11 protein-coding genes and 2 pseudogenes are annotated in these 14,235 nt (G+C 38.7%); 3 read left to right on the top strand and 10 right to left on the bottom strand.

Going from position 1 to position 14,235, the window contains the following annotated elements; translation table 11 throughout:
* Together HL41_RS08095 and HL41_RS09890 are read left to right on the top strand one after the other, a co-directional pair.
* The gene (locus HL41_RS08095; protein WP_051754606.1) at positions 1-1,440 is read left to right on the top strand and encodes a putative nucleotidyltransferase substrate binding domain-containing protein; all 1,440 of its coding nucleotides are present in this window, start codon (positions 1-3) and stop codon (positions 1,438-1,440) included.
* A 186-nt stretch (positions 1,441-1,626) separates the two neighbouring features.
* Positions 1,627-3,318: pseudogene (locus HL41_RS09890) on the top strand (sulfite exporter TauE/SafE family protein).
* A gap of 38 nt (positions 3,319-3,356) precedes the next feature.
* Here the strand turns inward: HL41_RS09890 and hydE are convergent.
* The 8 genes and pseudogenes from hydE to HL41_RS08045 form a co-directional block, all read right to left on the bottom strand.
* Complete coding sequence (gene hydE, locus HL41_RS08080) at positions 3,357-4,394, bottom strand: [FeFe] hydrogenase H-cluster radical SAM maturase HydE (RefSeq protein ID WP_081856512.1); 1,038 nt, start codon at positions 4,392-4,394, stop codon at positions 3,357-3,359.
* Positions 4,355-5,635, bottom strand: coding sequence for a [FeFe] hydrogenase H-cluster maturation GTPase HydF (gene hydF, locus HL41_RS08075; protein WP_051754605.1), 1,281 nt, complete (start codon positions 5,633-5,635; stop codon positions 4,355-4,357). The genes hydE and hydF overlap by 40 nt, the downstream gene beginning before the upstream one ends.
* The gene (locus HL41_RS08070; RefSeq protein WP_051754604.1) at positions 5,632-5,892 is read right to left on the bottom strand and encodes a hypothetical protein; all 261 of its coding nucleotides are present in this window, start codon (positions 5,890-5,892) and stop codon (positions 5,632-5,634) included. The genes hydF and HL41_RS08070 overlap by 4 nt, the downstream gene beginning before the upstream one ends.
* The gene (gene hydG / locus HL41_RS08065; protein WP_038061296.1) at positions 5,867-7,375 is read right to left on the bottom strand and encodes a [FeFe] hydrogenase H-cluster radical SAM maturase HydG; all 1,509 of its coding nucleotides are present in this window, start codon (positions 7,373-7,375) and stop codon (positions 5,867-5,869) included. Before hydG ends, HL41_RS08070 begins: the two co-directional genes overlap by 26 nt.
* Complete coding sequence (locus tag HL41_RS08060) at positions 7,366-8,808, bottom strand: aspartate ammonia-lyase (RefSeq protein WP_038061293.1); 1,443 nt, start codon at positions 8,806-8,808, stop codon at positions 7,366-7,368. Before HL41_RS08060 ends, hydG begins: the two co-directional genes overlap by 10 nt.
* Positions 8,809-8,906: 98 nt before the next feature.
* The gene (locus tag HL41_RS09185) at positions 8,907-9,233 is read right to left on the bottom strand and encodes an iron hydrogenase small subunit (RefSeq protein ID WP_051754603.1); all 327 of its coding nucleotides are present in this window, start codon (positions 9,231-9,233) and stop codon (positions 8,907-8,909) included.
* A 33-nt stretch (positions 9,234-9,266) separates the two neighbouring features.
* Complete coding sequence (locus tag HL41_RS08050; RefSeq protein ID WP_038061290.1) at positions 9,267-10,643, bottom strand: [Fe-Fe] hydrogenase large subunit C-terminal domain-containing protein; 1,377 nt, start codon at positions 10,641-10,643, stop codon at positions 9,267-9,269.
* A 27-nt stretch (positions 10,644-10,670) separates the two neighbouring features.
* Positions 10,671-12,182: pseudogene (locus HL41_RS08045) on the bottom strand (NADH-dependent [FeFe] hydrogenase, group A6); the annotation flags it as partial.
* A gap of 126 nt (positions 12,183-12,308) precedes the next feature.
* On the opposite strand from HL41_RS08045, the gene HL41_RS08040 reads away from it, so the two are divergent.
* Positions 12,309-13,514, top strand: a complete 1,206-nt coding sequence (locus tag HL41_RS08040) for an IS256 family transposase (RefSeq protein ID WP_038549575.1) — start codon at positions 12,309-12,311, stop codon at positions 13,512-13,514.
* On the opposite strand, the gene HL41_RS08035 is transcribed toward HL41_RS08040, so the two are convergent.
* Complete coding sequence (locus HL41_RS08035) at positions 13,455-13,781, bottom strand: 2Fe-2S iron-sulfur cluster-binding protein (RefSeq protein ID WP_038062339.1); 327 nt, start codon at positions 13,779-13,781, stop codon at positions 13,455-13,457. The two genes, HL41_RS08040 and HL41_RS08035, sit on opposite strands and share 60 nt — an antisense overlap.
* Before the next feature lie 27 nt (positions 13,782-13,808).
* Positions 13,809-14,135 (bottom strand): NADH-ubiquinone oxidoreductase-F iron-sulfur binding region domain-containing protein, encoded by a 327-nt coding sequence (locus HL41_RS09800; RefSeq protein WP_235181328.1) that lies wholly within the window; start codon positions 14,133-14,135, stop codon positions 13,809-13,811.
* Positions 14,136-14,235 lie beyond the last annotated feature (100 nt).

Below are 14,235 nucleotides of genomic sequence, written 5' to 3'. Positions count from 1 at the left end.
ATGCTCCAGAATTCATTTTTTGATCAACCTTTAAAAAATCTACCCTTAAAAACTCCTCTTATTGTGGGGGAAGAAGATTCCTTAGATAAAGTAATTAAACTTATGGTAGAAAAAGAGTACAGTTTTGTTGTGGTGCAAGGAAAAGAAGGCTTAGGGATTATCACTGAAAGGGACATTTTACAAAAAGTGGTATATCAACGGAAAGACCCTTTTGGAATAAAAGCTAAAGAAATAGCCACCTTTCCTCTTGTCAGCCTTTCTACAGACCACCGTTTGTTTGAAGCCATCCTCCTTATGGCAGAAAAAAGACTAAGAAAAGTAGCGGTTTTTGATAAAGGAATCCTTCAAGGAGTACTTGAAGACACTGACATCATAAGTTTTCAAAGCAAAAACCTGGTTTCTCTTCTATATCAAGTGGAGTTGGCCCACGAGTTAGAGGAGTTAGCCAAACTTTATAGCCTGGTAAAAGAAGCATTGTTAAATCAAATTTCCGAAGGTTTTAACCCGGAGTACTTAGGGAAATACCTTGCAGAAATAAACGACAGGTTTATAAAAAAAACCTGGGAGATAACCTTAAAGGAGACAGAGCTTTATTTTTCGGCTAAGTTTGGATTCTTTGTACTTGGAAGTGAAGGAAGAAAAGAACAAAGTTTTAAAACCGACCAAGATAACGCCTTAATCTATGAAGATTTGCCAGATAGAAAAAAAGAGGTAGACCTTTTTTTTGAAAGCTTTTCTTCTACTTTTATCGAAAATCTTTTAAAAGTAGGATTTCCTCCTTGTCCTGGTGGGGTTATGATTTCTAATCCCCTTTGGCGAGGAGATCTGCAAACCTGGAAAAAGCGGCTTTCTAACTGGATGGACTGTTCTCAAAAAGAGGCTCTGCTTAATCTTTGTATTTTTTTAGATTTTCGAATGGTTTATGGAGATGAAGAGATAGAAAAGGAGATCAGAGGTTGGATAAAAGAAAAAATAAGTAAAAATAAAGGACTTATCGTGTGTCTTGCGGCAGAAGCCATAAGGTTTGAATCACCTCTTAATTTCTTGGGAAGGTTTATAACCGAAAAAGAAGGCCCTAACAAAGGTAAATTAGACCTTAAAAAAACAGCCATTTTTCCCATAGTCCAGGGGATTAGAGCTCTGGCTTTAGAGTACAACCTCTGGCATACAAATACCTTTGATAGAATCGATGCTCTAAAAGAGGAAGGGATTCTCTCTTTAGACTTTGCCTCTGAATTAAAAGAAGGATACAGGTTTATCCTTTCTCTTCAATTTTTGAATCAAGCCAAAAAACTCCAAACCGGACAACCCCCTGACAACTATTTAAACCCGCAAGAACTTTCTAAAAAAGACAGAGATCAACTAAAACAGGTTTTCAAAACGATCAAAACCTTCCAAGAATTCCTTTTCAGAAAATACAACCTGAGGTTTTTTACCTAACTAACAAAACCTTTTGTAACGATCTGTCCTTAACGGGACAACCCCCTGCGCTTAAAGGTCCAAAGTATCAAAACCTATATATTTTTTATCTTTTAAAATTCTTTATTTTTCTAATTTTAACCATTTTTTGTTTAGGCATGATATTTGATCGAGAAACCTCAAAAATCCAAAGGAGGGAGGCAGGTTATGCGGTACAAGTTTAAGTTAAACTTATGGTCTTTTCTTTTGTTTTTCTTTTTATTAGTTTTTTCTAAAAACCTTTTAGCTCAGCCACAGGGGAATACTACCAAACCTGAGGCTGAAGCAATACCTTTAAAGATTGAGTTAAAGGCTGACAAAACCTCTTTCAAAGGTGGTGAAAAGATTAAACTTACAGGTAAAGTCCCTGAGGGCTACAAAGTAAACTTCATCGAAATCACTTCAAAAGAAAAAGTCCAGGTAAGTAGACTTGATAGGAAAGATTTTAAATTTTATTTAAGTAAAGAAATACCTGCTTTCTATCAAATTTGGATTAATGAGGACTATATAGCTAAGATAGACAAAAACGGTACGGTAGAAGAAAAACCGGTAAAGGAAATCTATCAAAAGTACAAACAAAATAAGAAATGGAAAATAGGAGAATTTTTAAGAGAAAGCAACGCTAATGTTGCCTTTATCACTCCTCCTAAAGAAATTAAACAAATCGATGTGTGGAAATCTACAGTTCTAAGAGCCATTATAGGTTCAAGAGGTATTAAATTAGATCCTCTTACTGATAAAAAAGAAATAACCAAAGAGGCTGCCAGATTAATTCAAACCAGGTTAAAGGATTTTGAAAAAATCTTTGTGCTTACTAAAATCAAGAATAATCCCGATGGTACCTTTGAAGCAGAGATAACTCTTCCTGGTAATGCCCCTAAAGGAGATTTTACTGTATTAGCTGTAGCCAACAAGGAAGTAAAAAGCGATCCAATTCAACTAACCCATCAAATTTCCTTTCCTACTGTATATTTTCCTGTAGCTGGAACTTCTACCAACATTTTTGGACCCCTCATTTTATCCTTTGTTATTTGTACCTTTGGGGTGATCATGGGAGCAGGTGGTGGTTTTATCTTAAATCCCTTATTGATTCTCATCTATGGATTGCCTCACGGTGTGGTTGCTGGTTCAGTTATGCCAACAGTTCTCTTTAGTCAAGCCGCAGGAATCTACAACTATTCAAAAATAGGATTTATCAACTGGAAACTTGGTATAGGAGTAGGTATTTTTATGCTAATCGGTGGTTTTATAGGTCCTCTATTAAACCAGTTTGTAACTGTAGATGAGTATAAGTTCATCTTTGGTATTATCCTGTTGATCCTTGCTGCCCTTCTCTTCTGGCAGACAACACCAGGATATCTTGAAAAGAATAAGAAGGAAAGGGCTATACTTCAGGAGTACCTAAAACGTGCTAAAGAAGCTAAGGAAAAAAAATCTAGTTAGGAGGTGAAAACCATGAAGTTAAGAATAGAATTTTGGGGACAAGAGTTTTATGCTAACATGATAATAGGTGCCATAGGAGGTTTTCTCATAGCAGTTGCCTCCAGTTTAGGTGGTTTTGGAGGAGGACCTTTTGTAGTTCCCCTTATGACAGTAATTATGGGTCTTCCGATTTATGTGGTGGTCGGTAGTTCTCTCTTAGCCATTTTCTTCAACACCTTAATGGCAAGCTCACGTTACTTCTTTTTTGGACAAACTGACCTTTTATTGTTTGTAGTCATGGCTGTAGGAGCAATTGCTGCCGGATTTGTAGGACCTAGAATTGCTAAAAGATTAAGCCCTGTCTGGGTTAAAAGAGTGGCTTGTTTAGGGATAACTTACTTGGGGCTAAAACTTTTAAACGTTCCGTTTATTCCTTAATCTAAGATCTTTACACCTAAGGGCTGACCTAACTTAGACTAAACAGGTTTCAGGTCAGTCCTTAGGTTTTCTTTTTCAAAAAACCGAAAATATTCCTCTAAATTTATCCGGTAACTTCCTTTTCCTGGATATATTTCATAATGGAGCTTATATTGATCTGGAGTTAAGTCTGGCATAAGAACATTAGCACCAGCTAGAAAAGCCTTAAACCTTAAATCAGGTGCTAAAACGTTTAAAGCTGTAGTGGCAGGAATGTTAGCTTTTGGAAGAATCATCCTGGTTAAGGCTATCAGTTTAAGGGTTAACCAAGGGTTTCCAGAAGGGAAAAAAGCCAGAGGAGTTTGAGGATGAGGAATAAATGGGCCATGCCCTACCATCTCTGGGCTAATTTCTTGTAAAAAAAGAAGGTCTTCGACCAAGGTCTCTATTCTCTGTCCAGGTAACCCTACGATACAACCTGTTCCAGTTTCATATCCAAGCTTCTTCAACCAGTTTAAACAACGAACCCTCTTTGTTAAATTAGTATCTGGCTTTAACCAACTAAAAAGTCTTTTGTCTATCGTTTCATGTTTGAGTAAAAACCTGTCAGCTCCAGCCTCTTTTAAAACCTTATAATCCTCATAATCCATTTCACCTACAGATAGGGTAACTACCACCCCTAAATTTTTAATTTCTTTAATCAAACGACTCAACCTCTTAGCATCCCAAAAAGGGTCCTCACCAGATTGTAAAACTATGGTCTTAAAACCTTGTTTGCTTATTTTTTCTGCTATTTCTAAAATTTCTTCTTCCTTCATGCGATAACGTTTGAGTTCCCTGTTATCTCTTCTTATGCCACAATAAAGGCAGTTGTTTCTACAATAGTTGGAAAACTCGATGATCGCTCTTAAATAAACTACATTTCCTTTTACTCGTTTCTTTATCTCATTAGCTATCTCATATACCCACTCAGGGTTGGCTTCTAAAAGAAGAAAGGCAATTTCTTCTTTTGAAAACTTTATCCCTGATAAAGCCTTTTCTATCAGGTTGTTTTCGGTTAGTTGTTTGTTCTTTTTAAAAAGAAAGCTTTTATGCATTTAAAGTCATCTGCGATTTTTTTATAATCTCTGATTTCAGAAACAACCAACCGTTGCAAATGAGGAAAAGGAGAAAGAGCTCTTTTTAAAATCCCATGCATGTAGGCCAACATTACCCCATAATTTACGATAGGAACCTTGGCACTCTTAGCCTGCATAATCCTTGAAAGCATTTCTTTTCTATTTAGCATGCAAGCTCCGCAATGAACGATCAGTTTATATTGCTCAAGGTTTTCAGGAAGAGGCCCTCCACCTGCTTTTACCTCTATTTCAAGGTCTTGTCCTACCTGAGCCCTAAGCCATCTGGGAATTTTTACCCTACCTATATCATCTTCTACAGGATGATGGGTACAAGCCTCTGCGATCAACACTTTATCTCCAGGCTTAAGTGTCTTTACAGCAAGAACCCCTTCTACCAGGGTTTGCAAATCCCCCTTATATCTTGCGAAAAGAACAGAAAAAGACGTAAGCCTTATGTCTGGTGGAGTGTCTGCAGAAACTTTGGTGTAAACCGAGGCATCTGTTATCACCAGACTTGGTTTAACCTTGGTCTTTTCAAAAACAAACCTAAGCTCCCTTTCTTTTACCACCAAGGCGATAGCTTCATTATCTAAAATGTCTCTTATAACCATCTGTTGAGGCAAAATAAGTCTACCTTTAGGAGCTGCTTTATCTACCGGGACTACACATACCACAAAATCTCCAGGTTTTATCAAATCTCCTACTATAGTTGGAAGAGCCCAGTCTTTGGGTGCATGCTTTATGATCACCTGTTTTAACTCGTCTATCCCTTCTTTAGTCTTAGCACTTACGAAAACCTTAGGTTCTGGAAATTTTTGTGTTTTAGCCTGAGGATAAAGGTCTATTTTATTTATCACATGCACTAACGGAGTATCATACTCCTTAGCCTTTTTTACTACCTCTTCCTCAAATTCTCCGAAACCTGTCATAGGGTCAATTACCAGCAACACCAAATCTGCTTTATTTAACACTTCATAAGACTTCTTTTTCCGCAACTCCCCAAGTTTACCTACATCGTCAATTCCAGCTGTATCTATGATTACCACAGGCCCTAAGGGAAGAATCTCCATACTTTTTTCTACCGGGTCAGTGGTAGTTCCTGGAATATCCGAAACAATCGCAAGTTCTTGTCCGGTTAAAGCATTAATCAAAGAAGATTTTCCCACGTTTCTCCTTCCAAAAAGGGCTATGTGAAGCCTTTGTCCCTTAGGTATATTCATTTTAAAAGATCCTCTTTTAAAAAACTTATCAGTTGTTTTCTTTCTTCCTCTGGGATTTTCTCCCACTCGTTAGAAACAACCGCAAATCTCTCGTTAAGGTATATAGGTTCTGGAGGCAAAAAGCTATCTTCTTTGTGGCCAGCTACATAAGAATGCCTTTTTCCAAGCACCTCAACCAACCAAAGATTTACTCCATAAGTTTGTTTTATCCTTTCAGCTAAGGCTGTAAACTTAGAAATAAAGGTCTCTCTCTCCATTCTCAATCCTCTGATAATACTCTAAAAGTTTTTGATAAACCCCTTCAGGAACCATACCTTTAAGTTCTTCCATCTCTTTTTCTATAACCTTTTGGGCTACCTCCTTAGTTTCTTCTGAGGCAAAATCATCAAGCCATTCTTTAAAGGTAAGGACAGCATTTAACTTACAAAAGATTCGTTCTTTCCCTTTAACCAGGAGGTCCATTATCCTTTCTCCTGTTCTTCCACAACGATAACCTGCAGTGCAAAAGCTTGTGATATACCCCATCTCAGCAAGTTCCCTTATTACTTCTTCAAGACTCCGAGGATCTCCTATCTGAAACTGCTGTCTTTCTAACTCTTGTTCTGTATACCTATCAGAATAAGCTCCTATTCCTATCTTGGTTGAGGCATCCGTTTGGGTCACAATTCCTAAACCTAAGATTTCTCTTCTTATATGAGCAGGTTCTCTTGCGGTAAGTATCATACCCGTATATGGGACAGCCAGCCTGATTAAACAGATTACTTTTTTAAAATCCTCGTCTGAAACTTTATATTTTGTCTCCTGCACAAAGGGGGTATTAGCCGCAGGTTCAAGCCTGGGAAAGGAAATGGTATGTGGGCCTATCCCAAACTTTTTCTCAAGGTCTCGTGCATGGTATAAAAGTCCCATCAACTCAAACCTCCAGTCATAAAGACCAAAAAGCACCCCCAGTCCTACATCATCTACACCTGCCTCTAAAGCTCTGTGATGACAATAAAGCCTCCACTGATAATGATGTTTTACCGTTCCTTTGGGATGGATTTGGGCATAGGTTTCGTGATGATAGGTCTCTTGAAACACCTGATAAGTTCCTATGCCTACTTCCTTAAGCATCTTGAGCTCGTCTATAGACATAGGGGCAGCGTTAACGTTTACCCTCCTGATCTGTCCATATCCCCTTCGGGTCTTCACCTTTACCGAATAGATAGCCTCTATCGTATCTCTAATATATTCAGCCCCGGTAGCAGGATGCTCTCCATAAACCACTATCAGCCTTTTATGCCCTATCTCTCCTGCTAAAACCTCTGCTTCTCTTTTAACCTCTTCTATGGTAAGTACCCTTCTCTTGATTACCTTGTTTTCTCTTCTAAAACCACAATAAAGACAGTTGTTGATGCAAAGATTTCCACAATAAAGTGGCGCAAAGGTAACAATCCGGTTGTCGTATACCTTCTTTTTAATCTCTCTTGCCGTAGCAAACATTTCTTCCCAAAGTTCCGGGTCTTTGACGTTTATCAAAACCGCCAGTTCATCAGGTTCAAGGGTCTCGATAGCAAGAGACTTGGCTAAAATTTCTCTTACCCTAACCGGGTCTGGCTCAACATGTTTGTTTAATTTTTCCCAAATTTCCTCGTCGTTGATAAAGTCCCTTCCCTTCTCTAAATACCTTTCTATTTCATTTTCTTTTATTATCTGATCTGCCAGACTTTGTGTCTCTACCGTTTCAAAGTTTAAAAACATTCTTTATCCCCCCTTTTTTGTATTATTTCTTTTAACTTTTCTAACCCGGCAATTCCTGGGGTAGTAAGCTCCTGAGGATCAAGTATCAACCTTAACTCTTCTTCAGTGAAATAACCTCGAGCCAACAAGATCTCTTCTACCCTTTTACCTGAACTCACAGCCTCTTTATAAACCTCTGCACAAACTTCATAACCTAAATAGGGACTAAAGGCTGTGATCACACAAGCACTTTGGTTAAACAATTCTTTACATCGTTCTTGATTAACAGTTATGCCTGATATACATTTTTCTCTAAGGATATTACAACTTTTTTTAAGAAGCTTTAAGCTTGTGATAAGTTCTTGAGAGATAAGCGGTAAAAAAGGGTTTAACTCTAAATTACCAAGGCTACATCCCAAAGTTATGGCATGGTCTGCTGCTATCGTCTTTATACCTACTTGAATTACCATCTCAGGAACAACCGGGTTCACCTTTCCTGGCATGATAGAGGAACCAGCCTGCAACTCTGGAAGTTTAATTTCTCCTATACCTGCCTTAGGTCCAGAAGAAAGAAATCTTAGGTCTCCTGCTATTTTAATAAGGTTTGCCGCTAAGGTTTTCAAAAACCCAGAAACTTCACAAAGAGCATCCAGATTTTGTGTAGCCTCAAAGAGGTTTTCTGCTTTAGCCACCGGAAGTCCTGTAATTTCTCTCAACTTTTCTATGGCTATTTCTACGAATTCGTTGGGGCAGTTTAGACCTGTACCTACAGCTGTTCCTCCAAGGTTTACCTGTCTTACCCTTTCTGAGGCTTTATTTAACCTCCACCAGTCTCGATTTAAGGCTTCAGCCCAAGCTCCAAATTCTTGCCCTAAAGTTACAGGGCAAGCATCTTGCATCTCAGTCCTACCAACCTTTAAGACTTGGGCAAACTCTTTTTCCTTTTTCTGAAACTCTCCTTGAAGAAGTGCTACCTCTTGAGCCAACTCCTTCAAAAGTCTTAAAACCGCTATCTTCACTGAGGTTGGGAAAACATCGTTGGTTGACTGATGTAGGTTTACGTCTTCTATAGGATGCACGATCTCATACCTTCCTTTAGGATGACCCAGAATTTCAAGAGCACGATTAGCAATGACTTCGTTAACGTTCATGTTAAAGGAGGTGCCTGCACCTCCTGCCAGAGGATGGATTAGAATTTGGTCATCAAACCTTCCCTCAGCAAGTTCTTCACAGGCCTCTAAAATAGCATAAGCCTTTTTTTCCTCTAAAAAACCAAGCTCTTTGTTAGCAAAGGCACAGGCTTTTTTAACCAAACCTATAGCCCAGACAAGCTCTCTATGAACCCTTTCTTCAGATAGCGGAAAATTTTCTAAGGCCCTTAAGGTGTGAATACCATAGTAGGCTTCCTGTGGAACAAGTTTTTCTCCCAGAAAATCAATTTCTTTTCTAAACAAGTTTTTTCAACCTCCTTAAAAACACCCCTTGGGGGAGGGAGGGGAAGGGTATGCAGAGATGGCCTCCCAAATAATTTTTACCCCCCAGGGGATTGGACTTATCTTCTTTTCTTATAATAGGTATGTAAAAGTCTTTCGCTTATTCCACTTAAAGGATGCTGGGCAAACTTTGTGTAAAATTCTTTAATCATCGGATTTTGATGGCTTGCAGCTATTTTAAATTTTTCTCTTACTATCTTATCGTCCTTATACTGAGCAGACTGTCTTGCTTTAATAAGCTCAAGCTTTTCTCTACCTACAGAGGTTTCAAAGAAGTTTTCTTTAACCTTTTCCTGAGAATAAACTATCTTAGGCACCCCTACGGTAAAGGCTACATAGGTTATACCTAAAAACTTTATAAAATCTCTTCTGTTTACTTTTTGCATAGTTTCCCTCCTGTGTTCTAACTTAGTTTATGTTTAAGCCCTACCCAGCTTATAAAATATTTTTTGAATAAACCCTATACTCATCGCCTGTTTGGGCTGCCCTCCTCCATTAATACAACCCCCTGGACAGGTCATAACCTCTATAAATTGATAAGGGCTTTTTCCTCTAAGCACTTCTTCAACCACTGGCTTTAAATGGGCCCCATTATGGCCAATACCATTTACTACACAAACCTTAAGTCTTATAACTTTATCATTAAAAACTTTTTGATATTCAGGTCTCAAAGGTATGGTCACCGTAGCTCTGACTACAGGGTTAGTAAGCCCTCTTACATCATGAAACTCCCATTCTGAAGCAGTAGGAGAAGGTTCTTTCCCAGAGAGAACATGAAAAGCAAACCTTATCGCAGCCTCCATCACCCCTCCACTTACACCAAAAATGGTAGCACCTCCTGAATACCACATAAAATTTTTAGGGTCCCTTTCCTCTGGCAAGCTCATAAAATCGATGTTAAGTCTTCTAAAAATTTCTGCCAAATCTCTGGTAGTAAGTACCGCGTCTACATCCCTTATACTCTCATTTTTATGATATTTACCGGCAGAATTAAACTCAGGCCTAAAAGCCTCAAAAATCTTAGCTGTACATGGCATAACCCCTACGGTATAAACCTTTTCTACCGCAACTTTCCACACATCTTTAGCTCCATAGGTCTTAGCCGTAGCTCCAGCCATCTGCTGAGGAGATTTACAGGTTGAAAGGTATGGAATAAGATCAGGATAATAAAGCTCTACATACCTTACCCAAGCAGGACAACAAGAGGTAAACTGTGGTAAAGGTTTGTGTTTATATTCCTCTACTTCTAACACCAATTTTTTATCCCATAGATAAACAGGTAGTTCCTTTAATCCTGCATGTGCGGCAATCCTTGCTAAAAGTTCTGTCCCTTCTTCTAAGATAGTCTGGTCAGCCGCAAAGTTGTTGTCATAAATCTCAAATCCAGCCTTTTTAAGCGCAACCCAGAGTCTCCCTAAGGCTAAGGTCCCAGGCTTTGCGCCAAACTCTTCTGCTATAGCTACCCTTACCGCAGGAGCCACTATCGCCACCACCTTGGTTTGTTTGTCTTTTAGTTTAGGCAACACATCCTCCACAAAGCTCATCTGCTCAACAGCATCAAAAGGACAGTTAATCAAACACTGCCCACATACCACACATTTGTCTAAGTTGATCTTATGCTTTTCTCCTACAGAACCTTCTATAGCATCAGCAGGACAAACTCCTCTACAAGTATCACATCCTACACAAACTTCTTCGTTTATCCGAATGATACCTCTAAGTTCTCCTCTTCTGTAAGTACCTGCATCTTGAGATAACCCTTTTTCTGATTTGAAAGTTCTAACTTTACTAACCATGGTTTCTCCCTCCTGCTAACGTATTTTTTATCTCCTTGGAGTGTAATGGGTATGGAGAAGCTTATGAGATTTTTCTCCAAGAGGTTCCTTTAAAAACTCTTGGTAAATTGCTTTTATTTCAGGGTTTTCATGGCTTTTTCTTATAGGTAACTTTTTATCCCTTTCATATATTCCCTTAATACGCTCCTCTCTTGCCTCAACTGTGGTAGGAATAGGCTGACCACCACCTCCGATACATCCACCAGGGCAAGCCATTACCTCTATAAAATGGTAATCCTTTAATTCTCCGGCTCTTATCTTATCCATCAACTTTCTTGCAGCCCCTAAGGAATGGGCTACCAATACCTTTATGGTTACCCCGTTCATCTCTACAGCCGCTTCTTTAATATCCTTCATCCCTCTTACTTCTTCAAAATCAAGTCTTGGTAAAGTCTTTCCTGTGACCACCTCATAAGCAGTTCTTAAGGCTGCCTCCATAACTCCCCCGGTTGCCCCAAAAATCTGAGCGGCTCCTGTACCCTCACCCATAATAGGGTCATAAGGACTATCTGGTAGATTGGCAAAGTCTATCCCAGACTCTCTGATCATCCTGATAAGTTCTCTTGAGGTTAACACCACATCTACATCTCTTGTGATATTAGGGTTATTCCAGTACTTTTGGGCAGAAACCATTTCAGGACGAGCAGCTTCATATTTCTTTGCAGTACAAGGCATGATTGAAACCACAAAAATGTCTTCAGGATTGATACCCTTCTTTTCTGCATAATAGGTTTTGGCTACAGCTCCAAACATCTGTTGAGGAGACTTGCAGGTTGAAAGATGAGGTATTAGGTCTGGGTAAAACTCCTCAACAAACTTAATCCATGCAGGAGAACAGGAGGTAAACTGAGGAAGGACCCCGTTGTTTTTAATCCTGTGGATCAACTCATACGCCTCTTCCATGATGGTAAGATCTGCCGACCAGTTAGTATCAAAAACCGCATCAAACCCAAGCATTTTCAAGGCTGTAACCATTTTTCCAGTAATATCTGTACCTCGAGGTAACCCAAAGGCCTCACCTATGGTTACATGGGTAGCAGGTGCTGTCTGAACAACCACATGCTTTTTAGGATCACTTAAAGCCTCCCAAACAAGAGACGTGTCGTCTTTTTCTACGATAGCCGCGGTAGGACACACCAAAGCACACTGTCCACAGGCAACACACTTAGTCTCTATGAGAGACTTGCCACCCACCGGCCTTACTATGGCCTCAAACCCATTCCCATAAAGCTCTAACACATCAACCGTCTGTAAAACCTTACAAGCGGTGATACATCTCTGACAGACAATACACTTGTTAGGATTTCTAACGATCGAAGGAGAAGAACAGTCTATCTCATAAGTCTTTCTCTCCCCTTTGGGTCTTATACTTCTTATGGTAAGTTCAGCACATAAACTTTGTAGCTCACATACCCCATTTTTAGGACAGGTAGGACAGTCCAAATGATGGTCGCTTAGCATAAGCTCAAGGTTTAATTTTCTGGTAGAAAGAACCCTTGGAGGGAGTAGAATATAAATTGTGTCTTTTAATAAAATATTTTAGAGGCATAATAAAAATTTTTAATATTTTTTAAATTAATGATAACATAAAACCTAAAAGACTAAACTAACCAGGAGGTCTGTAAAATGGAAAACTTAGACTTAGATTTAGAAAAAGTTTTAAGTGAAATCTCAAAAATTGAATCAAAAGAGGGTATCAAAATGGCTGCTGCACTCCTCTTAAACGCTCTCATGAAAAAAGAAAGAGAAATATTCCTTAGAGATAGTATTGATAATAAAGCTAATGGTTACTATGAAAGACAACTTGCCTGTTTCTTAGGTAACCTTGGTATCTCTGTCCCAAGAGATAGAAAATCTGAATTCAGACCTGCTATTCTTCCTCCTGAATGGCAAAAAGCTGATGAATCCTTCCAGGACTTTATCCTTAACCTCGTTCTCCAAAGCTACTCCCCCAATAAAATCAAAGCCCTCTTGCAATCTATGAAACTCCCCTACTCCCCAGAACAAATAGAAGAAATTAAAGAAGAATTGTATAACCAAGCCAAAGAATTAAAAACCAAAGAATTGCCAGAAAATTTGTTTGCTATGTTTATAGACGCTTATCATACTCAGATAAAAGATACCGAAGCCAACAGAATCAGAAAAGCAGTTATTTATAATATCATCGGGATAGATATGGAGGGAAGAAAAAATTTACTTTCTTATTACATTTATTTTGGTTCAGAGACGAAGGAGGACTGGCTCCAGATACTTAATGATTTGATAAAGAGGGGAGTTAAGAGGGTTATGGTAATAGTGAGTGATGATTTTCCTGGCCTTACTCAAGCCATAAAAGCCCTCTTTCCTGAGACAGATCATCAGCTTTGTTTTGTACACATGCAAAGGAACATCAACAGGAACATGTCTAAGCAGGATGCTAAAAAATTTTATGAGGAGTTAAGCATTATAAAGAGGATAGAGGAGTATGAGAGGGCCTTAAATAGATTTGAGGAATTATGTAAGAGTTATGAGAAGAAGTATCCAGCTTATATAAAGGGACTTTTGAAAAAGAAGGAGCATTATTTTGTTTATAAGAAATATCCTGAGGGGGTGAGGAGGTATATATACACGACGAATGTGGTTGAGAATATAAATAGCAGGATAGAGCTGATAAGGGTAAATACAGGGGGATATTTTCAATCAATCAAGACAGCAGAGGTTGCGATATACATAACAGTAAGTCGGATTCAGAAAACGAGATGGCAAAAACCACTTCCTTTAATTAAGTCTGCTTTATACGAATTGAGGCAAATGTTTGTAAAGAGATTTTATAAGGAGACACAATTCTCTTGACAAGTGTCCCCTTGGAGTATGTGTGTAAACCACCATACCTTCTTCTACCAAAGTATTGCAAGAAGACAACAAATCGTTTTTACCTTGAACCTCTACCACACAAACCCTACAAGCCCCCACATCATGTTTGATATGTTTTAACCCTACTCCATTTAAATAACACAATGTAGGAATTTTTATCCCCACTTTTTTAGCAGCCTCCAATATAGTAGTTCCCTCAGGAACTTTAACGCTTATACCATCGATGGTTAACTGAACCTCTTTCATCTTTTCACCTCCGACAGATTCTTATTTTTATAAAGGCACTACTTTATCCCACCCAGGATGTCCCGGGATGGTTTTTTTACATATACCTTGCTTATGCGAAAGGAGATCTTCATAACAACATTCAAGGGCATACTTAACCGATTTGCCAGCAAGCCTCCCAAGGTCACATTTGCTTGAATATCCTATGTCTTCTGCCAAAAGTTTTAACAATCTTTCGCCATCTCCATCGATACTACCTGCTAAAATCTCTGATAAAACCTCTTGCATTCTTTTAGTTCCTATCCTGCAAGGAATACATTGGGCACAAGAATTTTTTTGAACAAACTCAAGAAAAGAAAGAATAACATCGGTCATACATTTTGATTCATCCCAGAAGACCTTACCTGCAGAACCAACCCCAGCAACCACCCTACTAAGTTCCTTCCAATCCAGCTTATCCTTAAGCTCTATCTTG

Source organism: Thermodesulfobacterium commune DSM 2178, assembly GCF_000734015.1.
In the GTDB taxonomy this organism is placed as follows: Bacteria; Desulfobacterota; Thermodesulfobacteria; order Thermodesulfobacteriales; family Thermodesulfobacteriaceae; genus Thermodesulfobacterium; species Thermodesulfobacterium commune.
This window is presented reverse-complemented; position numbering and strand designations above follow the sequence as displayed.

Coding starts and splice junctions, on each gene's coding strand:
- hydG (WP_038061296.1), bottom strand. CDS start 7,375: ATGTTTTTAAACTTTGAAACGGTAGAGACACAAAGTCTGGCAGATCAG.
- HL41_RS08070 (WP_051754604.1), bottom strand. CDS start 5,892: ATGGAGAGAGAGACCTTTATTTCTAAGTTTACAGCCTTAGCTGAAAGG.
- hydF (WP_051754605.1), bottom strand. CDS start 5,635: ATGAATATACCTAAGGGACAAAGGCTTCACATAGCCCTTTTTGGAAGG.
- HL41_RS08040 (WP_038549575.1), top strand. CDS start 12,309: ATGGAAAACTTAGACTTAGATTTAGAAAAAGTTTTAAGTGAAATCTCA.
- HL41_RS08095 (WP_051754606.1), top strand. CDS start 1: ATGCTCCAGAATTCATTTTTTGATCAACCTTTAAAAAATCTACCCTTA.
- HL41_RS08050 (WP_038061290.1), bottom strand. CDS start 10,643: ATGGTTAGTAAAGTTAGAACTTTCAAATCAGAAAAAGGGTTATCTCAA.
- HL41_RS08035 (WP_038062339.1), bottom strand. CDS start 13,781: ATGAAAGAGGTTCAGTTAACCATCGATGGTATAAGCGTTAAAGTTCCT.
- hydE (WP_081856512.1), bottom strand. CDS start 4,394: ATGCATAAAAGCTTTCTTTTTAAAAAGAACAAACAACTAACCGAAAAC.
- HL41_RS09185 (WP_051754603.1), bottom strand. CDS start 9,233: ATGCAAAAAGTAAACAGAAGAGATTTTATAAAGTTTTTAGGTATAACC.
- HL41_RS09800 (WP_235181328.1), bottom strand. CDS start 14,135: ATGACCGATGTTATTCTTTCTTTTCTTGAGTTTGTTCAAAAAAATTCT.